The organism is Bradyrhizobium sp. SZCCHNS3016 (assembly GCF_032484535.1).
Taxonomy (GTDB): domain Bacteria; phylum Pseudomonadota; class Alphaproteobacteria; order Rhizobiales; family Xanthobacteraceae; genus Bradyrhizobium.
This window is the reverse complement of record NZ_JAUETE010000008.1, coordinates 18468-37196: the sequence shown is the minus strand read 5'-3', so window position 1 is coordinate 37196 and position 18729 is coordinate 18468. Positions and strand designations below refer to the sequence as shown.

Here is an 18729-nt window from a genome sequence, read left to right as displayed (position 1 = left end):
ATCAGCTACGGCAGATCGACGCCGCGCGCCGGCACCAGCTCGCTCTCGGCCTGACGCTGCAGCGCGCGGCCGCGCCAGATCGAGCCGGCGATCAGCACCACACCGGCGCCGATCAGCGACATCAGCGTCTCCATGACATCGACGTGGCTCGCGAGATTGGTCTTGCCGGCGAACAGCGCCGAGGTCGCCTCGATGTTGATGACCACGGTGCCGTCGAGGAGATGGTGCAGCATCGGCTCGATCGCGGGATCGGTCGCGATCACCTCGCCGGCCACCCAGCCGAGCAACATCGCGCCGAGCCAGACCAGCAGCGGGACCCGATCGAGCACAAGCATGATCAGCGCGGCGCCCGCGATGATCAGCGGGATGCTCATGGCGAGGCCGATGATCAGCAGGGACGCCTGGCCGTTCGCGGCCGCAGCCACCGCGATCACGTTGTCGAGGCTCATCACGAGGTCGGCAAGCGCGACGATGCGGACCGCATGCCACAGCGTCGTGCCGGCCGCGATCTCGTCGTTCTCGTCCTCGGGCACCAGCAGCTTGGCGGCGATCACGATCAGCGCCAGCCCGCCGATCAGCTTCAGGTATGGCAGTGCCATCAGGGTGGCGACGATGCCGGTAAAGGCGATGCGCAGTGCGACGGCAATGCCGGAGCCGGCCACCATGCCCCAGAAGCGATGCTTGCCGTGCAGGCCGCGGCAGGCGAGCGCGATGACCAGCGCATTGTCGCCCGACAACAGCACGTTGATCCAGACGATCTTGCCGAGCGCGAGCCAGAAGCCCGGGCTCTGCAGGTCGGCCTCGAATTGAGCGAGCATGTGGCCGAAGCTGGCGGAATCGGCGAGTTGCGATAGCCAGTTCACGGCCGGGCCTTTCAGATAAGTTCAGCGCAGAGCACGAAGGTCGTGCGGCGGAGGGCGCCCTCCGCCGCACGAGGATTGATCAACCGACGATCTCGTTGCCGGAGAAGAACTGCGCGATCTCGATCGCAGCCGTTTCCGCCGCGTCGGAACCGTGCACCGAGTTCTCGCCGATCGACTTCGCATGCAGCTTGCGGATGGTGCCGTCGGCCGCCTTCGACGGATCGGTGGCGCCCATCACGTCGCGGTACTTCAGGATGGCGCCCTCGCCCTCCAGCACCTGGACCACGACCGGGCCGGAGATCATGAAATCGACCAGTTCGCCGAAGAACGGCCGCGCCTTGTGCACGGCATAGAAGGTCTCGGCCTGATCGCGGGTCATGCGGATGCGCTTCTGGGCCACGATGCGCAGGCCGGCCTTCTCGATCAGCGCGTTGATCGCGCCGGTGAGATTACGCTCGGTCGCGTCGGGCTTGATGATCGAAAAGGTGCGCTCAATCGCCATGATATCGTCCTTGGAGGTACGGGATTTCGGTGAGTTGCGGGCTTATATCGACGCGATCGGCCGACGGCAAGCGACCGGGACCCTGCCGGAGGCGCGACGCCTTACGACAATTTCACGATTCTGAACATAGTCTGAAGGGTTCGTGCGACCCGTGTTCAGCTCCCAGGCGTTACGGTCGTTGCCATCGGGCGGGGACGAGCCAGCAATACGACCGGTGGCCGCCCTCTCCCAGCCTCATCCGTCGGACAATTTCGGCGCCACCAACGCTGTCATCCAGGAGACGATCATGTTGCGCAAACTCTCCCTCATCGCGGCGGCCGCCGTTGCCCTCGGCGCAGCCGCCCTCGCCCCGACCGCCGCCTCGGCTCACTGGCACGGTGGGTGGCATGGCGGTGGTTGGCATGGAGGCGGCTGGCATGGCGGTTGGCACCGTCCGTTCTACGGTCCCCGCTTCTTCGTCGGTGGCCCGGTCTACAGCTACGGCTATGGCGGCTGCTACGTGCGCCGCGTGGTTCCGACCCCGTGGGGACCGCGCTGGCGGTTGATCAACCGCTGCTATTGATACGAGCCTCGGCGCGGCACCCGCCCCCCGCCGCACCGAACTCGCATCGCCCCGGCGTCTCCCCCACGCCGGGGCCTTTTTTAGTGCAGTTTCAACCTGATTTCGGGGTATTCCGGTCGGGAGCGGGAAACAAATCGAGCGGTCACGACTTGTTACGGCATCGTCCTGCAACTGCTCGTGGAATTCCGTCATGTCTGGCCGCACCGCCAATTTCAGCGAGGCGCTCGATCGCAAGACCAGCCGATCGATCTGCGAGGCCGTCGGCGAGCGCCTGCAACGCAGCCTGCCGCCGGACGGCTCTCACCTGCCGGCTTCCCTTGCGGACCTGATGAACGAGTTGCGCAAGCGCGACGAGGCCGGGACGAGCCTATCCGGCCGCTGAGACCGCGACAAAGCGGTTGCCTTTGGCCGCGCGTGCGGTGACAAGGCGCGCATGCTTTCCATCACCGACATCTCCATCCGCCTCGCCGGACGGCTTCTCATCGACCAGAGCTCAGTGCAGATTCCGCCGGGCGCGCGCGTCGGACTGGTCGGCCGCAACGGCACCGGCAAGTCGACCCTGTTCAAGGCGATCCGCGGCGAACTGTCGCTGGAGACCGGCAGCATCAGTGTGCCGCCGCGGTGGCGCATCGGCAGCCTGGCCCAGGAAGCCCCGAGCGGGCCCGAAAGCCTGATCGAGGTGGTTCTCCGGGCCGACCTCGAGCGGCATGCGCTGCTGCAGGAGGCCGAGACCGCCCATGACGCACACCGCATCGCCGAGATCCAGACCCGGCTCGTCGACATCGATGCGCATTCCGCGCCGGCGCGCGCGGCCGCGATTCTCAGCGGCCTCGGATTTTCCGCCGCGGATCAGGCGCGAGCCTGCGCCGAATTCTCCGGCGGCTGGCGCATGCGGGTCGCCCTCGCGGCCACGCTGTTCGCCGCACCCGACCTGCTCCTGCTGGACGAGCCGACCAACTATCTCGACCTCGAGGGCACGCTGTGGCTCGAGGATCATCTGGCGCACTATCCGCGCACGGTGATCGTGATCAGCCATGACCGCGATCTGCTGGAAACCTCCGTCGACCAGATCCTGCATCTCGACCGTTGCAAGCTCACGCTGTATCGCGGCAGCTATTCCTCCTACGAGGAGCAGCGCGCCACCCGCGAGATGCTCGATGCCAAGGCGGTCAAGCGCCAGGAAGCCGAGCGCGCGCGGCTTCAGGCCTTCGTCGAGCGCTTCAAGGCCAAGGCCTCGAAGGCGCGCCAGGCGCAGTCCCGCGTCAAGATGCTGGAGCGGATGAAGCCGATCACCGCGCTCGTCACCCAGGACGTGCACGAGATCACCTTCCCCGCACCGGAGCGACTGCTGTCGCCGCCGATCATCGCGGTCGACAACGCCTCGGTCGGCTACGACCCCGCGCAACCGGTGCTCAACCGCGTCACCTTACGCATCGACAATGACGACCGCGTCGCATTGCTCGGCGCCAACGGCAATGGCAAGTCCACGCTGGTGAAGCTGCTGGCCGGCCGGCTCGCGCCGTTCTCCGGCAAGGTCACGCGCGCCGACAAGCTGTCGATCGCCTATTTCGCCCAGCACCAGCTCGATGAGTTGGACGAGACCGGTTCGCCGTATAGTCACGTGCGCAAGCTGATGGGTGACGCGCCGGAGTCGAAAGTGCGAGCGCGCGCCGGTGCGATCGGGTTTTCCGGCAAGGCCGCTGACACGCTGGTGAAGAGCCTGTCGGGCGGCGAGAAGGCGCGGCTGCTGCTCGGGCTCGCGACCTTCTTCGGCCCCAACATGATCATCCTGGACGAGCCGACCAACCATCTCGACATCGACAGCCGCGCCGCGCTCGCCGAAGCGATCAACGAATTTCCCGGCGCCGTGATCATGGTCTCGCACGACCGCTATCTGATCGAGGCCTGCGCCGACCGCCTCTGGGTCGTCGCCGACCGCACGGTGAAGACCTACGATGGCGATCTCGATGACTACCGGCGCATGGTCCTGTCGTCACGCAGCGGCGCCGGCACCCGAGAGACCGAACGTACGCAGGTGACCGAGAAAGCAGAGCGGCCGCGCGGCGACAACAGGCGGAGCGGGCTGAAGCAGAAGATCACGGCGGTCGAAGCCGAGATCGCCCGCATCACAGAGATCATCGCCAAGATCGACGGCGCGCTGTCGCTGCCCGACATCTTCACACGCGACCCGAAACAGGCGGCGCAATTGTCGAAGGCACGGGCCAATGCCGCCGACGCGCTGGCGCGCGCCGAGGAGCAATGGCTGGAAGCGAGCGCGTTGTATGACGAGGCAACCGGCTGATCGAGCAATCCGCGACGAACCAATGTTCGTCCGACGAACTACTCTCTCGGCAACTTCAGCGCACACTCAGGTCGCGCGCTTCTTCGCCTTCGGCTTGACCGTCTTCGGCGCGGGTCCCGGATCGGGCGCTCGCTCGACCGAGGTCAAGCGGCCGGAGCTGAACGTGTAGACGCCGGCGCGCGCGCCGCGCAGCCAGGTCACCGTGGCCACGCGCTCACCGCCATTGCTCGAGACGTTGACGTTGTCGGGTGCACCGATGCCGCGCACCACGTCGCATTCGGTATGGCCGAGTGCGACGGTGCCGCCGCCGGCTGGCGTTGCGGCGGCGGGATCATTCGCCAGCGCGTTCGCGCCCGCAGCACCGGCCGCAGGCGCCATGCCCGGGCATGCGCCTTCGGCGCTCACAAGATCCTCAGCGGTGACCGGCTTATCCGGCGTCAGCGGCGGCGCGTCGATCGAGATGTTTCTGATGAACAGGCGCTGCGGCCGGTTGAACCACTCGGCGTCCTTGGACAGGAAATCGGGCGTGCTCGAGCATCCGGCGACGACCGGGGCAAGCACAAGGAACGCCAGAGCGCGCGTCAGCTGTTTGTTGTGGTCTCGCACGATGAACCTTGCTGAATTGCAACCTGTGGACACTCTAACGTGTTGTCCCAACATCACTTTGCGGCACGTTCGTGACTTTGCCAACGCTCTGCCGGTAAATCAGCAGTTTATCATGAATCGCGCCGCGCGGCCATCATTGGCGCTTCACGGACTTCCGCATCATTGCCGGCGCTGCCAACGCCCCCGCTCATCCGCCTGCCAGTAGGTGACCTCGAATCCTCGCGATTTGCAATCGGTCCACGCCGATCTCGCAGCCGCGAGCGCGTCCGCATCATCGCCGTTGAATACGAGCACCATGCGCTCGTAGCTGTGCGAGTCCGATGGCAGCGGCGCGTTGTCCACGAGGAAACGGACGTTTGCGCCGTTGGGATTGCTCTCTTCCACCGCGAGCACGATCGGCTGGTCGGCCACATCAGCCACCCGCCAGGTGGCATGCGGCAGAAACGAATCGTCGCGATAGGTCCACAGATGCGCATCGAGCGCATCCGCGCGCTCCTCCGACGTCGACTGCACCACGACGCGCCAACCGCGCTCGAGCGACTTCTCGAGCAGCGGCGGCAGCACGCCTTCAATGGTCATGTTCTGCAGATGGTAGAACAGGACTTCTGTCATCGTCCCGCGTCACGCCTTGGCGCCGGACTTGGCTTCAGCTTTGGCGTCGGATTTGGATTCGTACGAATCCCACACCAGCCGGTCGAGCAGCCGGACGCCATAGCCCGATCCCCAGCTCTGGTTGATCTCCGATTTCGGCGCGCCCATCGCGGTGCCGGCGATGTCGAGATGCGCCCACGGCGTGTCGTTGACGAAGCGCTGCAGGAATTGCGCAGCAGTGATCGAGCCGCCATGGCGTCCGCCGGTATTCTTCATGTCCGCGAACTGCGAATCGATCAGCTTGTCGTATTCGTGGCCGAGCGGCATGCGCCAGACCTTCTCACCCGTCTCCTGCCCCGCCTTGAACAGCTTGTCGGCGAGATCATCATTGTTGGTGAAGAGGCCGGCATGCTCGGTGCCGAGCGCGACCATGATCGCGCCGGTCAAGGTCGCCAGGTCGATCATGAACTTCGGCTTGAACTTGGTCGCGACGTACCACAGCACGTCGGCGAGCACGAGCCGGCCCTCGGCATCGGTATTGATGATCTCGATGGTCTGGCCGGACATCGAGGTGACGATGTCGCCCGGACGCTGGGCGTTGCCGTCCGGCATGTTCTCGACCAGGCCGATGGCACCGATCACGTTGGCCTTGGCCTTGCGTGCGGCGAGTGCATGCATCAGGCCGACCACGCAGGCCGCACCGCCCATGTCGCCCTTCATGTCCTCCATCGAGCCGGCCGGCTTGATCGAGATGCCGCCGGTGTCGAAGCACACGCCCTTGCCGATGAAGGCGACCGGCTGCTCGCCGCGCTTGCCGCCATTGTAGTGCATCACGACGGTGCGGCTCGGCCGTGCCGAGCCCTGGCCGACGCCGAGCAGCGCGCCCATGCCGAGCTTCTTCATCGCAGGCACGTCGAGGATCTCGACGGTGACGCCGAGCTTGCGCAAGGCGGCGGCGCGCTTGGCGAACTCCTCAGGATAGAGCACGTTCGGCGGCTCGTTGACGAGATCGCGCGCCAGTATCACCCCGTCAGTGACGTGGGACCGCGGCGCGAACGCCTTCTTGGCCGCCGCGGCATCCGCCACGGCGATCGAGACATTGGCGCTGACGGCGCCCTCCTCGTCCTTCTTCTTGGTCTTGTAGCGATCGAACCGATAGGCCCGCAGCCGGATCCCGGCGGCCAGCGAGCTGACCTGATCCGGCAACAGCGGTCCCGAAGGCAACTCGGCCAGCACCGCGACCGCTTCAGTTCCGGAGTTCAGCTTTCCGGCTAAAGTGCCGCCGTATTTAAGAAAATCCTTGTCCTTGAGGTCTGAGCCCTTGCCGGTGCCAATGACGATCAAGCGCTGAATCTTGATTCCCTCAGGAGCCAGCAGGTCCAGCACCGCGCCATCCTTGCCCTTGAACCGGGCTGCGGCGGCCGCGCGCTTGACCAGGTCAGAGGCTCCCCCAAGGGCCTTCTCGGTCGCGACTCCGAGTCGCAGGGTGTCATCGCAGAACGCCACCACGATGCCGCGCGGGGCGGTCGACAGCGGGACGAAGCCGACCTTGACGGCGTCGGACATCAAGCAATCCTCCAAATTTCGACGTGATGAGCCGCCACGTCCGGCCGAAAACCTCAAGGACCAGACGCGGATGGCGGCAGTTCGGAACCCAACTTGGCAGCAGTATGACCTGCCCGGGCGGCGGCTGCCAAGCGCCGCGTGGCGGGCCAGTCACAATCATGAAATTTTGACCGTATTTTCGGGGCGCCACGCCACAGCCATTTTGTCGACGGATCAACGAGATGGTAATGATATTCACTGCTCTTGGAACGTCACGGCGACAGCGGCCTTGGGGGACCCGTTTCAAGGGGGCTGCAGCGCTCGTTCCGGGACTGCTGATTGGGGATCGAGCGCAGACGATGGGGTCCATCGACAGGTACATCTTTCGCACGACGCTGGCGTCGTTCGCGTTGGTCCTGATCAGCCTCACCGGCGTGATCTGGATTACGCAGGCGCTGCGCGGCATCGACCTGATGACCAGCCAGGGCCAGACGATCCTGACCTTCCTCGGCATCACCGGTCTCGTGATTCCCTCCCTGCTCGGCGTCATCGCGCCAATTGCGCTGATGATCGCGGTCTCGCACACGCTGAACAAGCTCGCGACCGATTCGGAGATCATCGTCATGAACGCGGCCGGCATGTCGCCGATCCGGCTGTTCGTGCCGTTCGCCTATGCCACCTGCGCGGTGGCCGTGCTGGTGACGGTGATCGCCGCCTTCTTCGCCCCCGACGGCCTGCGCCGGATCAAGCAGTGGGATGCCGAGATCACCGCCGACGTGCTCGCCAACATCCTGCAGCCCGGGCGGTTCGCGCAGCTCGACCAGAACCTGACCATCCGGATCCGCGAGCGCCAACCCGGCGGCGAGCTGTCCGGCATCCTGATCGACGACCGCCGCGACCCCAAGGAGCGAATCACGATCATCGCCGAGAAGGGCACCGTCGTGAAGAATGCCGACGGCTCGTTCCTGGTGCTCGAGGACGGCAATCTGGAACGCTTCGAGCTCGGCAAGCGCGAGCCGGCGATGGTCGCGTTCGCTCGCTACGCCTTCGACATGTCGAAGTTTTCGAATCAGGGCCGCGACGTCACGCTCGGCATCCGCGAGCGCTATCTTTGGGAGCTGATGGCCCCCGCCGAGAACGATCCGATCTACAAGCAGATCCCGGGACAATTCCGGCAGGAATTGCACGACCGCTTCCTGGCGCCGATCTATCCGTTCGCCTTCGCAGCCCTCACCTTCGCGTTCCTGGGCGCGCCGCGGACGACGCGCCAGAGCCGCAACTTCTCGTTCGGCAGCGCGATCCTCGCCGTCTTCGGCGTGCGCATGGCGGGCTTCGCCTGCTCGGTCATGACGGTGAAGACGCCGATGGCGGCGCTGGTGCAGTACCTCATGCTGTTCGGCGTGCTCGGCCTCAGCATCTGGATCATCATCGGCGGCGTGGTGGTCGAGCCGCCGGCGCGGCTGATGGAAGCCATCAACCGCTCGAACGCGCGGATCGCGCGGCTGTTCGGAAGGCCGGCCACCGCATGAGCATGGTCACCAACACACTCGGACGCTATTTCGCCGGCCGCTTCCTGGTCTCGGCAGTCGGCGTGTTCGCGAGCATCTTCATCCTGCTCGTGCTCGTCGACTACATCGAGATGGTGCGCAAGACCTCCGGGCTCGCCTCGGCCTCGGCGCTGATGGTGGCGGAGACGTCGCTGTTCCGGGTGCCGCAATTGCTCGAGAAGATGATGCCGTTCTGCGTCCTGATCGGCGCCATGACCTGCTATCTCGCACTGTCGCGCCGGCTCGAGCTCGTGGTGGCGCGCGCAGCCGGGGTCTCCGCCTGGCAGTTCATCGCGCCGGCGCTGGCAAGCGCCATCGTGCTCGGGCTGATGGCCACGACCCTCTACAACCCGATGTCGGCCAATCTGCGCGAGCTCTCCAAGCGCATGGAGGCCGAGCTGTTCGGCGCGGCCCCCGGCGGCGGCGTGCAGGATGCGGCCGGCTTCTGGCTCAACCAGATCAACCCGGACGGCTCCGTGATCATCAATGCCGCCCGCAGCGAGCAGCAGGGCGTCCGCCTGACCGGACTGACCCTGTTCCGTTTTGATACGGACAAGCACTTCAAGGAGCGAATCGAAGCCCGCGAGGCGACCCTCGAAGAAGGCCGGTGGGTCTTCCGCTCGGTGCGCCGATTCTCCCTCGATGCGCCCCCTGTCGACGAACCGACGTTCATTCTTCCGACCAGCCTGACGCCGGCGCAGGTCCGAAACAGCTTCTCCACCCCCGAAACTGTGTCGTTTTGGCAACTGCCGACATACATCCGTTCGTCGGAGAGCTCAGGCTTCGCGACCGCGGGGTACCGACTGCAGTATCATAAGCTGATCGCGCAGCCGTTTTTGCTGGCTGCGATGGTCATGCTCGCTGCGTCCGTGTCGCTCAGGTTCTTCCGAATGGGTGGCGTACAGAAAATGGTTTTGAGTGGCGTGGGCGCCGGGTTTCTGCTCTACGTTCTGTCGAAAGTAACTGAAGATTTGAGCAAGGCTGAGTTGATGAATCCGATCGCTGCGGCGTGGCTGCCGGTGTTCGTCGGCGGCCTCACCGGTTTCATGGCTTTGCTCTACCAGGAGGACGGCTAGTGTCGTTCGTTGCCGTCCGTCAGACAGCGCTCGCCGCGCTTCGGCAGCATGCCGTTGCGCGCCGCGGTTGCGTGCGCGTGCGTCGCGCCGAGTCTGGCGTGCTTGGATTCGTTTTGGCCTGCGGGCTCGGCCTGATGGTTGCGGCTGCGACCGGGGTCGTGGCGCCGAGTCCTGCCGCCGCGCAGGGCTTCACCTACAATCCGCGCCCGCCCAAGGCGCCGCCGCCGCGCGTCGCCAACGACAACCAGATGCTGGTGCAGGCGACCGAGGTCGATTACGACTACAACAACTCGCGCGTGTCGGCGGTCGGCAACGTGCAACTGTTCTACAACGGCACCTCGGTCGAGGCCGACCGGGTGATCTACGACCAGAAGACCAAGCGCCTGCATGCGGAAGGCAACATCCGCATGACCGATGCCGACGGCAAGATCACCTACGCCAACAGCCTCGATCTGTCCGACGATTATCGTGACGGCTTCGTCGATTCGCTGCGCGTCGAGACCGAGGATCAGACGCGGATGGCGGCGACCCGCGCCGACCGCTCCAAGGGGAATTACACCGTCTTCGAGAACGGCGTGTACACCGCCTGCGCGCCTTGCAAGGACGATCCGAAGAAGCCGCCGCTGTGGCAGGTCAAGGGTGCGCGCATCATCCACGACCAGACCGAGAAGATGCTGTATTTCGAGAACGCCCAGCTCGAGTTCTTCGGCGTTCCCCTGGCCTACATCCCCTACTTCTCGACGCCCGATCCGACCGTGAAGCGCAAGAGCGGCTTCCTGATGCCCGGCGTCACCCAGACCGGCGGCTACGGCTTCGGCGTCGACATCCCCTATTACTGGGCGATCGCGCCGGATTACGACGCGACCTTCACGCCGCGCATCACCTCCAAGCAGGGCGTGCTGCTGCAGACCGAGTTCCGCCAGCGCCTCAGCAATGGCGGCTACCAGGTGCGCCTGTACGGGATCGATCAGCTCGACCGCAAGGCCTTCGCCGGCCAGCCGGGCGATCGCCAGTTCCGCGGCGGCGTCGACACCAAGGGCCAGTTCGCGCTCAACGACAAGTGGGTCTGGGGCTGGGACGGCATCCTGCTGTCCGACTACATGTTCCTGTCGGATTACCGGCTGGCGCAGTACCGCGACCCGTTCAACTCGTTCATGAGCCTCCCGACCGAGGCGATCTCGCAGTTGTATTTGACCGGCGTCGGCAGCCGCAGCTTCTTCGACGTCCGGGCGATCCACTATCTGAGCTTCTCAGGCAACCAGCAGACCGTGCCGGTGGTCTATCCGGTGCTGGATTACTCGAACGTGCTGAACTACCCCGTGTTCGGCGGCGAGTTCAGCTACAAGACCAACTTCGTCAATCTGAGTCGCCAGACGGCGGTGTTCGACCCGATCACGACCACCGCCAACACCGCCGGACTGTGCACGACGGTATCCGCCGATCCGCGTGCGCGCCTGCCCAACCAGTGCCTGCTGCGCGCCACCCCCGGCACCTACACCCGCCTGACTGCGCAGGCGGAGTGGCGGCGCTCGTTCACCGATCCCTACGGCCAGATCTGGACGCCGTTCGCGATCCTGCGCGCGGATGCGATCAACGCCAACGTCTCGAACCAGCCGGGCGTGGGCAACTTCCTGCAGACCGGCGACACCCAGGCGCTGCGGCTGATGCCGACGGTCGGCCTGGAATATCGCTATCCGTTCATCAACGTTCAGCCGTGGGGCACGACGACGATCGAGCCGATCGCGCAAGTGATCATCCGGCCGAACGAGACCTACGCCGGCCGGCTGCCGAACGAGGACGCCCAGAGCATGGTGTTCGACGCCAGCAACCTGTTCAGCGTCGACAAGTTCTCCGGCTACGACCGCGTCGAAGGCGGCGGCCGCGCCAATGTCGGCGTCCAGGCGACGACGCAGTTCGACCGCGGCGGCACCATCAACGTGCTGTTCGGCCAGTCCTACCATTTGTTCGGGATGAACTCGTTCGCGGTGCAGGACGCCAACAACACCGCCATCGGCTCCGGCCTGGACAAGAACGTCTCGGACTACGTGGCGCGTGTCGATTACTCGCCGAACCGCACCTACACGTTCAGCATGCGCAGCCGGTTCGACCAGCAGACCCTGAACATCCAGCGCTTCGAGGCGGAAGCCAAGGCGAACTTCGACCGCTGGTCGGTGGCCCTGACCTACGGCAACTATGCCGCCGATCCGGCGCTCGGCTATCTCGACCGGCGTGAGGGCATCCTCGGCAGCGGCTCGGTCAAGGTGGCGCCGAACTGGGTCGTCACGGGTGCAGCACGCTGGGATCTGGCAGCCAACAAGATCAACCAGTATGTGATCGGCGCCGGCTATGTGGATGATTGTTTCGTGCTGGCCGCCAACTATGTAACGTCGTATAATTATACGGCAGGCACCACTCCCCCCGTTCTGAGCCATGCCTATATGCTCCAGATCGGACTCCGGACGCTGGCCAATTCCTCGTCCACGGGAACCGGGGCTGGGGGCCTTCAGTAGCGCGCGCCAGTCTCCGACGGGCCGCTCCGTGGGGTTCGAAAGTCCCTCGTCGGGAGCCGTGGCGCGGTTTCCAGTTGGATCAATAGCGACAGCGAAGCTTGGTCATGACGATCGCGTTCTCTCCTCGCCTTCGGGCCCTGGCCATCTGCACTCTTGCCGCACTCGTCTGCGGCATCGGAACGATGTCGGCTCGCGCCCAGAGCATCGTCGTCATGGTCAATGGCGATCCCATCACCGACTATGACATCGAGCAGCGCACCAAGCTGAACTTCCTGAGCACTCGCAAGCATCAGACCCGCCAGGAGATCATCAACGAGCTGATCGACGACAAGGTGAAGATCAAGGAAGGCAAGAAGTACGGCGTCGAGCCGTCCGCCTCCGACGTCGACCAGTCGTTTGCCGGCATGGGCTCTCGCATGCGGCTCAACCCGGAACAGTTGACCAAATCGCTGGAGAGCCAGGGCGTGCGGCCGGAGACGCTGAAGGCCCGCATCAAGGCCGAGATCGTCTGGAGCAGCCTGGTGCGCGGCCGCTACAAGGAGCGCCTGCTCGTCTCCGACAAGGACGTCGCCGCGGCCGTCGCCGCCACCGGCGGCGACGGCGATCAGCAGGGCCAAGCGTTCGAGTACAAGATGCAGCCGATCGTGCTGATCGTGTCGAACTCCTCGAACCAGGGTTTGATGGAAGCACGTCACAAGGAGGCGGAGGCTCTGCGCTCGCGGGTGCAGACCTGCGCCGAAGCCAACAACATCTTCAAGACGACGGCGAACGCGGTCATCAAGGAGATCGTCGTCAAGACGTCCGCCGACATTCCGCCGAATCTGCGCAAGCTGCTCGATGATACGCCGATCGGCCATCTGACTCCGCCGGAAGCGACGCGGCAGGGCATTCAGATGGTGGCCCTCTGCTCGCGGACTCCGACCACGATCGACACGCCGAAGAAGCGCGAGATCAAGGAGCAGATGTACACCAAGAAATACGAGGCCACCTCCAAGGCCTATCTGCAGGAAGTCCGCAAGGCGGCGATGATCGAATATCGCTGATGACGAAGCCGCTCGCGCTGACCTTGGGGGAACCGGCAGGCATCGGCCCCGACATCACCCTGCAGGCGTGGCTGCGCCGCACCGAGCTCGGACTCCCCGCCTTCTACGTGCGCGGTGATCCGGCCTTCCTGGCTCAGCGCGCCAAGCTGCTCGACCTCCCCGTCACTGTGGACGAGGTTCGTCCCGAACAAGCGGCGCAGGCGTTTGCAACCGCGCTGCCCGTGGTCTCCACCGGGCAAGCCGTGACGGCCCTGCCGGGCCGCCCGGACATGACGAGTGCCGAGGCGGCCATCGGCTCGATCCGGGAGGCCGTGGCCGACGTGAGGGCCGGACGCGCCAGCGCCGTCGTGACCAACCCGATCGCCAAGGCCGTGCTCTACCGTGCCGGCTTCTCGCATCCCGGCCATACCGAATTTCTCGCCGAGCTCGCCGCCGATGGCGGCGCGATCCCGCAGCCGGTCATGATGCTGTGGTCACCGATGCTCGCCGTCGTGCCGGTGACGATCCACGTCGCGCTGCGCGACGCGATCGAGCAGCTCACGAGCCCGCTGATCACCTCGACGACACGCATCGTCGCGGCGAGCCTGCGCCGCTATTTCGGCGTGTCGCGGCCACGCATTGCAATGTCGGGCCTCAATCCGCATGCGGGCGAGGACGGCACGCTCGGCACCGAAGAGGACACGATCATCGCGCCGGCGATCGCGACGTTGCGCAACGCCGGGCTCGACGTGAAGGGACCGCTGCCGGCAGACACGATGTTTCATGAAGCTGCGCGCAAGACCTATGACTGCGCCATCTGCATGTACCACGATCAGGCACTCATCCCGATCAAGACGCTGGCGTTCGACGAGGGCGTCAACGTCACGCTCGGCCTGCCCTTCATCCGCACCTCGCCCGACCACGGCACGGCCTTCGACATTGCCGGCAAGGGCACCGCCAATCCGGCGAGCCTGATCGCGGCGCTCGAGCTCGCGGCGCGCATGGCCAGCCAGTCGTCATGAGCGCGATCGACGACCTCCCGCCGCTGCGCGAGGTCATTCGCGAACATCAGCTGTCGGCGCGCAAGGCGCTCGGTCAGAACTTCCTGCTCGATCTCAATCTCACGGCCCGCATCGCGCGGGCCGCAGGTCCGCTGGAGGACGCCACCGTGGTGGAGATCGGCCCGGGACCGGGAGGCCTGACGCGGGCGCTGCTCGCGCTCGGCGCGCGCCACGTGATCGCGGTCGAGCACGACGAGCGCGCGATCCCGGCGCTGCAGGCGATCGCCGCGCGCTATCCGGGGCGGCTCGAAATCGTCTGCACCGACGCCCGCACCTTCGACGTCCGGCCCTACCTCGGCAGCACCAAGGCGAAGATCGTCGCCAACCTGCCCTACAACATCGCGACACACCTGCTGATCGGCTGGCTCTCGGCCGAGCCGTGGCCACCCTGGTACGACATGATGGTGCTGATGTTTCAGCGCGAGGTCGCCGAGCGGATCGTCGCGCGCGAGAACGAGGACGCCTATGGCCGGCTCGGCGTGCTCGCCAACTGGCGCTGCGAGACCAAGATCCTGTTCGACATCTCGCCGTCCGCCTTCGTGCCGCCGCCGAAGGTCACCTCGTCGGTGGTGCGGCTGGTGCCGCGCCTTTCGCCCGAACCGTGCGACCGCCGCGCACTCGAGCAGGTCGCGGCCGCCGCCTTCGGCCAGCGCCGCAAGATGCTGCGGCAGAGCCTGAAGTCGCTGCCGGCGGATCCCGCGCGGCTCGCGGCCGCCGCAGGCGTCGATCCCACCCGCCGCGCCGAGACCATTCCGGTGTCGGGCTTTGTTGCCATGGCCCGCGAATTGACCAATAGTCGCAACGAGAACAAGTCTTAATCAACAAGCATTTCAGGGAGTTTCATCATGGCGTTGATGCGCCGTCAGTCGCTCGTCAAGTTCGACGCACCGCTGTGCGAAACCATCGTCGAGACGCCGAAGCCGCAAGGCCGGGAAGTTCTGGTTCGCATCGAGCGCTGCGGCCTGTGCCACTCCGACCTGCATATCCAGGACGGCTATGCCGATCTCGGCAATGGCAGGCGACTCGACACCACGCGCGGCATGACCCTGCCCTTCACGCTCGGACACGAGATTGCCGGCGTCGTCGACGAGGTCGGACCCGACGTGCCGAAGGAACTGATCGGCGCGCGCCGCGCAGTGTTTCCGTGGATCGGCTGCGGCCAATGCCGCGACTGCGCCAATGGCGACGAGAATTTGTGCGCCAAGCAGCGCTTCCTCGGCGTCTCGATCGACGGCGGCTTCGCCACGCACGTGCTGGTGCCCGACGCGAAATATCTGCTGGAGTATGATCCGCTGCCAGTCAATCAGGCCGCGACCCTGATGTGCTCCGGCGTGACCGCCTATGGCGCGCTAAAGCGCCTCGTCGACCGCCCGCGCCAGCGCAATCTGCTGCTGATCGGGCTCGGCGGCGTCGGCATGATGGGCCTGTCGTTCGCGCAGGCGATGTTCAAGCAACCGATCTCGGTGGCCGACCTCTCGGCGGCCGCGCGCGAGACCGCGCTGAAGAATGGCGCCGCGACGGCCTACGATCCGGCCGAGCCGGATGTGATCAAGCGCATCCTCAAGGAGACCGAGGGCGGCTTCGACGAGGTCGTCGATTTCGCCGGCAACGAGAAGTCGATGGCCTTTGCGGTGTCCGTCGTTGCACGCGGCGGCAAGATCGTCGTCTCCGGACTGATGGGCGGCCAGTTCACCCTGCCGATGGTTCAATGGGTGTACAAGCGCATGACCATCGAGGGCTTCATGGTCGGCACGCTGACCGAAGCGCACGAGTTGATGGCGCTCGCGCGCGCCGGCAAGATCAAGCCGCCGCCGATGCGCGAGGAGCCGATGGCCGACGTACAGAAGTGGATCGATGCGCTGCGCGCCGGCCATGTGGTCGGACGTGTGGTGCTGACGAACTGATCCGTCGCCTGTTGCGACATCGGACGCGGCGGCGGTGCTGCACCGCTGCCGCTGCTGCCAATCATTTGTCCACAAACGCAGAGGTTGTCGGTGTGACGCCCTTGATCCCTGAAGGTGAAAAACCAGGTCCATCTTCATCGATGTGACCGATTTGGCGCGATAGCGCGGCCAAAATCGCGGCGCGATGCAAATCCTCTTGTGGGAAAAAAGCCGCACTCGGACACGAAAGGATCGAGACAGAATTAATCCGGAATTGCGGCTCATTGCCACCCAACTTGTCTCCGAGAACGCGCCGTTGCGTAAGCGTATCCGGAGTCTTCAATGGCAAGCCGAACGGCAGGAGTTGCATTTGCCATTGCTGCCGGAATCGCTGGCACCGTCGTGCTCGTGCTGCCGCGCGTCGTCTTGGCGGCGGAGGAATGTCTGACCGAGCCGACGGGAGAGAAGTCCGACGCGCAACGCTGGTACTATCGTTTCGATCGTGGCACCAATCGGCGTTGCTGGTATCTGAAAGACGCCAACGGCAACCCCCGTGACGCCGCGGCACCGATACGGGCGACGCAGCAGCCGGCTCCCTGGGACTTCGCCCAGCCCGCTCCACCCAAACTGACGCCAAGACGCACCGATGGCCCGGTCGTTCGCACCAGCGACGCCCTCGCAGAAGCGCCGCAGCCGCGGCTGCGTACCGATCTCGCCGTGCGAGGCACGCCGAAGCCGCAGACCCTCGCCACACGGACGACGCTGACGGCGTCGGACGCCAGCCTGCCGCGCAGCCTCGATACCTCGCCCTGGCCCTCTGCCCCGCCGCAACAGGCTGACCCGATTGCGGCCGATGCGCCACCGCCGGCAATGGCCGACGACGGCAATGTGGAGCCGGACGCGAACGCGGCGCCGGCTGCCGACGGGCCGATCATCGCACCCAAGCCGAGCAAGCCCGAAGCGCCCATCCATGTGCTCATGCTCGTGGTCATCGGCGCACTCGCGATTTCAGGACTGCTGGCGAGCGCGCTCTATCGGCTCAGCCGGATGGGACGGCGGCAACGGCGCAACGGCAGCTGGCACGCGGACGCAGTACGGATGCGCCGTAGTCGCATCAAACCACGGTCCAAGGCGCCGCAGGGCGGGATGCGTGCGAACCGCGGCAGCATGCCGGCGGCACCATCCCATCCAGGCGGCGGCCGCGGCTCTCAGCCGGCTTCGGCGCTCGACCTCGCCAGCGCGCGGCTGTCCGCTTCAACGGACCAGATCGACCCCCGTGCGCAGCGACCGGCGCCGTCTCCCCAGCATCAGGATCACCCGGCCGTGGCCGCTCGCCGACGCGACCGGGACGCGGCTGCGGAGATGCAACGGTCGCAGTCCACCGACGCAGTGTGGCAGGCGGTCGATGAGCTGGTGGATCGCGCAGCGGTGCGCCGGGCTGAGCCTTCCGGGGCACAGGCCGCTGCGGCCAACGTGCAGCCATCGCCGGTTGCCGCAATTGCTCCATCGCCTGCTGCTCCGGCGCAAGCACAACTGACGGCTGCCCAGATGGCCGCGGCGCAGGCCGCTGCCACCAAGATTGCAGCAGCCCAGGCGAGCGCCGCTGCCGCAGCCGCCTCGCAGCGCTCGCCGACCTATGCGGGGCCGACCGCACCCGCCGAGCCATGGCCGGCTGCGCAGCGAGTTGAACCTGCGAATCCCACCCGCGTCCAGGCGGCCGTACCGATGCCGCCACCCGCCCCGCCACCGACGCAGGCTGCCGCGACCGCCGCCCCTGTCGACGTCAGCGAAATCGTGTCGGCGCTGCGCAAGGCCCGCAGCAGCGAAGCCGCGTCCCCCTCTGCCGGCGCCCCGGTCGACGCCGCCAAGGTGATTGCCGCGCTGCTGGTATCGCGCGCGGCCAAGCGGCGTACCACGCAACCCGGCGAGGCTGGCGATGCTCCGGCTGCAGCGGTCCTCGCTGAGACGGCTCCGCCAGCGCGTGAGGACGCGGCACCCCAGACCACGCCGGCGTCGCAACATCTGACGGATCGTCTGCGTGGCGGCCAGCCGGCCGCTCAGCCCGTTCCCGCGATGCCCGATCAACCCACGCGCGCGCCGTCGACGGCACCAGCCGATCCAGCGGCCGCACTGATCGAGACGCTTCGCGCGCATGCGGCACGACAACCGGCCCCTCAGCCTGACGATGACATCGCCATGGCCGGACCCGCGATGATGTCGGAGGCCCCTGCCGCCGAAGACGATGAGCTCGACGATCCCGCGGCGGCGCTGATCAACCTTCTGCAGTCGCGCTTTTCATTGCCCGAAGACGAGCTGCAGGCTGAGCCGCAGCAGGAGGAGCACGAGGAGTTCTCCGTCGAGGCTCAGCAGAACGTCGCGCACATGCATGATGATCCCGCGGCCCGACTGATGAGTCTCCTGGAATCGCGGTCGTCGATCCCCGCCGCGCTCCCCATCGACAGACCGCAGGCGCAGCGGCCGCAGCAGCAGCGCCCCCTGTTCGTGCCGACGCCGTTCGAGGACCCGGCGACCCCGCCGCTCGACTTCATTCCGCGGCCGCCGGCGCTGCGGCCGCGGCCGCGCAACATTCAGCAGGATGAGTCGCTCGACGGCATCCAGGACATCCTGGCGCGCCTCGGCCGACGGGCGTGACAGGCGC

General features: G+C 66.2%; 17 protein-coding genes. 11 read left to right on the top strand and 6 right to left on the bottom strand.

All coding sequences use genetic code 11. The annotated features are described in order from the left end of the window. Window positions 1–5 precede the first annotated feature (5 nt). Both QW881_RS16505 and ndk read right to left on the bottom strand, forming a co-directional pair. Window positions 6–863 carry a TerC family protein gene (locus QW881_RS16505; RefSeq protein WP_315755730.1) on the bottom strand — a complete coding sequence of 286 codons (858 nt, stop codon included), beginning with the start codon at window positions 861–863 and terminating at the stop codon, window positions 6–8. A 79-nt stretch (window positions 864–942) separates the two neighbouring features. Continuing rightward, window positions 943–1365, bottom strand: a complete 423-nt coding sequence (ndk, locus tag QW881_RS16500) for a nucleoside-diphosphate kinase (RefSeq protein ID WP_315712380.1) — start codon at window positions 1363–1365, stop codon at window positions 943–945. Window positions 1366–1651: 286 nt separating this feature from the next. Here ndk and QW881_RS16495 point away from each other — a divergent pair, with 286 nt between their 5' ends. The 3 genes from QW881_RS16495 to QW881_RS16485 all read left to right on the top strand — a co-directional run bounded on the left by QW881_RS16495 (window position 1652) and on the right by QW881_RS16485 (window position 4229). Continuing rightward, the gene (locus QW881_RS16495; RefSeq protein WP_315755731.1) at window positions 1652–1927 is read left to right on the top strand and encodes a sulfur globule protein precursor; all 276 of its coding nucleotides are present in this window, start codon (window positions 1652–1654) and stop codon (window positions 1925–1927) included. A 190-nt stretch (window positions 1928–2117) separates the two neighbouring features. Then, window positions 2118–2309: a hypothetical protein gene (locus tag QW881_RS16490; RefSeq protein ID WP_315739415.1), complete on the top strand. Its 192-nt coding sequence runs from the start codon at window positions 2118–2120 to the stop codon at window positions 2307–2309. Window positions 2310–2360: 51 nt separating this feature from the next. Further along, window positions 2361–4229 carry an ABC-F family ATP-binding cassette domain-containing protein gene (locus QW881_RS16485; protein ID WP_315755733.1) on the top strand — a complete coding sequence of 623 codons (1869 nt, stop codon included), beginning with the start codon at window positions 2361–2363 and terminating at the stop codon, window positions 4227–4229. 66 nt (window positions 4230–4295) lie between these two features. Here the strand turns inward: QW881_RS16485 and QW881_RS16480 are convergent, their stop codons facing one another. The 3 genes from QW881_RS16480 to QW881_RS16470 form a co-directional block, all read right to left on the bottom strand. Further along, window positions 4296–4790, bottom strand: coding sequence for a hypothetical protein (locus QW881_RS16480; RefSeq protein ID WP_315755822.1), 495 nt, complete (start codon window positions 4788–4790; stop codon window positions 4296–4298). A 204-nt stretch (window positions 4791–4994) separates the two neighbouring features. Next, window positions 4995–5447, bottom strand: coding sequence for a DNA polymerase III subunit chi (locus QW881_RS16475; RefSeq protein WP_315739413.1), 453 nt, complete (start codon window positions 5445–5447; stop codon window positions 4995–4997). Window positions 5448–5456: 9 nt separating this feature from the next. Continuing rightward, window positions 5457–6992 (bottom strand): leucyl aminopeptidase, encoded by a 1536-nt coding sequence (locus QW881_RS16470; protein WP_316158559.1) that lies wholly within the window; start codon window positions 6990–6992, stop codon window positions 5457–5459. Between the two features lie 338 nt (window positions 6993–7330). On the opposite strand from QW881_RS16470, the gene lptF reads away from it, so the two are divergent. The 7 genes from lptF (at window position 7331) to QW881_RS16435 (ending at window position 16091) form a co-directional block, all read left to right on the top strand. After that, on the top strand, window positions 7331–8500 hold the full coding sequence (lptF, locus tag QW881_RS16465; protein ID WP_315739411.1) for an LPS export ABC transporter permease LptF: 1170 nt from the start codon (window positions 7331–7333) through the stop codon (window positions 8498–8500). Continuing rightward, window positions 8497–9594 (top strand): LPS export ABC transporter permease LptG, encoded by a 1098-nt coding sequence (gene lptG / locus QW881_RS16460; protein WP_315739410.1) that lies wholly within the window; start codon window positions 8497–8499, stop codon window positions 9592–9594. The genes lptF and lptG overlap by 4 nt, the downstream gene beginning before the upstream one ends. Further along, entirely contained in the window at window positions 9594–12104 is a 2511-nt protein-coding gene (locus QW881_RS16455; RefSeq protein ID WP_315755735.1) for an LPS-assembly protein LptD, read from the top strand. The genes lptG and QW881_RS16455 overlap by 1 nt, the downstream gene beginning before the upstream one ends. A gap of 104 nt (window positions 12105–12208) precedes the next feature. After that, window positions 12209–13147, top strand: a complete 939-nt coding sequence (locus QW881_RS16450; protein ID WP_315755736.1) for a SurA N-terminal domain-containing protein — start codon at window positions 12209–12211, stop codon at window positions 13145–13147. Then, the gene (gene pdxA, locus QW881_RS16445) at window positions 13147–14148 is read left to right on the top strand and encodes a 4-hydroxythreonine-4-phosphate dehydrogenase PdxA (RefSeq protein WP_315755737.1); all 1002 of its coding nucleotides are present in this window, start codon (window positions 13147–13149) and stop codon (window positions 14146–14148) included. The genes QW881_RS16450 and pdxA overlap by 1 nt, the downstream gene beginning before the upstream one ends. Continuing rightward, window positions 14145–15005, top strand: a complete 861-nt coding sequence (gene rsmA, locus QW881_RS16440) for a 16S rRNA (adenine(1518)-N(6)/adenine(1519)-N(6))-dimethyltransferase RsmA (RefSeq protein WP_315755738.1) — start codon at window positions 14145–14147, stop codon at window positions 15003–15005. Before pdxA ends, rsmA begins: the two co-directional genes overlap by 4 nt. A 27-nt stretch (window positions 15006–15032) precedes the next feature. After that, window positions 15033–16091 (top strand): alcohol dehydrogenase, encoded by a 1059-nt coding sequence (locus QW881_RS16435; protein ID WP_315755739.1) that lies wholly within the window; start codon window positions 15033–15035, stop codon window positions 16089–16091. A gap of 61 nt (window positions 16092–16152) precedes the next feature. On the opposite strand, the gene QW881_RS16430 is transcribed toward QW881_RS16435, so the two are convergent. Further along, window positions 16153–16440, bottom strand: coding sequence for a hypothetical protein (locus QW881_RS16430; protein ID WP_315755740.1), 288 nt, complete (start codon window positions 16438–16440; stop codon window positions 16153–16155). Window positions 16441–16472: 32 nt separating this feature from the next. On the opposite strand from QW881_RS16430, the gene QW881_RS16425 reads away from it, so the two are divergent. Next, a complete protein-coding gene (locus QW881_RS16425; RefSeq protein ID WP_315755741.1) occupies window positions 16473–18722 on the top strand; it encodes a hypothetical protein in 2250 nt (749 codons plus the stop codon). Window positions 18723–18729 lie beyond the last annotated feature (7 nt).

Coding starts and splice junctions, on each gene's coding strand:
- ndk (WP_315712380.1), bottom strand. CDS start 1,365: ATGGCGATTGAGCGCACCTTTTCGATCATCAAGCCCGACGCGACCGAG.
- QW881_RS16495 (WP_315755731.1), top strand. CDS start 1,652: ATGTTGCGCAAACTCTCCCTCATCGCGGCGGCCGCCGTTGCCCTCGGC.
- QW881_RS16490 (WP_315739415.1), top strand. CDS start 2,118: ATGTCTGGCCGCACCGCCAATTTCAGCGAGGCGCTCGATCGCAAGACC.
- QW881_RS16485 (WP_315755733.1), top strand. CDS start 2,361: ATGCTTTCCATCACCGACATCTCCATCCGCCTCGCCGGACGGCTTCTC.
- QW881_RS16475 (WP_315739413.1), bottom strand. CDS start 5,447: ATGACAGAAGTCCTGTTCTACCATCTGCAGAACATGACCATTGAAGGC.
- QW881_RS16470 (WP_316158559.1), bottom strand. CDS start 6,992: ATGTCCGACGCCGTCAAGGTCGGCTTCGTCCCGCTGTCGACCGCCCCG.
- lptF (WP_315739411.1), top strand. CDS start 7,331: ATGGGGTCCATCGACAGGTACATCTTTCGCACGACGCTGGCGTCGTTC.
- lptG (WP_315739410.1), top strand. CDS start 8,497: ATGAGCATGGTCACCAACACACTCGGACGCTATTTCGCCGGCCGCTTC.
- QW881_RS16450 (WP_315755736.1), top strand. CDS start 12,209: ATGACGATCGCGTTCTCTCCTCGCCTTCGGGCCCTGGCCATCTGCACT.
- pdxA (WP_315755737.1), top strand. CDS start 13,147: ATGACGAAGCCGCTCGCGCTGACCTTGGGGGAACCGGCAGGCATCGGC.
- rsmA (WP_315755738.1), top strand. CDS start 14,145: ATGAGCGCGATCGACGACCTCCCGCCGCTGCGCGAGGTCATTCGCGAA.
- QW881_RS16435 (WP_315755739.1), top strand. CDS start 15,033: ATGGCGTTGATGCGCCGTCAGTCGCTCGTCAAGTTCGACGCACCGCTG.
- QW881_RS16430 (WP_315755740.1), bottom strand. CDS start 16,440: ATGCAACTCCTGCCGTTCGGCTTGCCATTGAAGACTCCGGATACGCTT.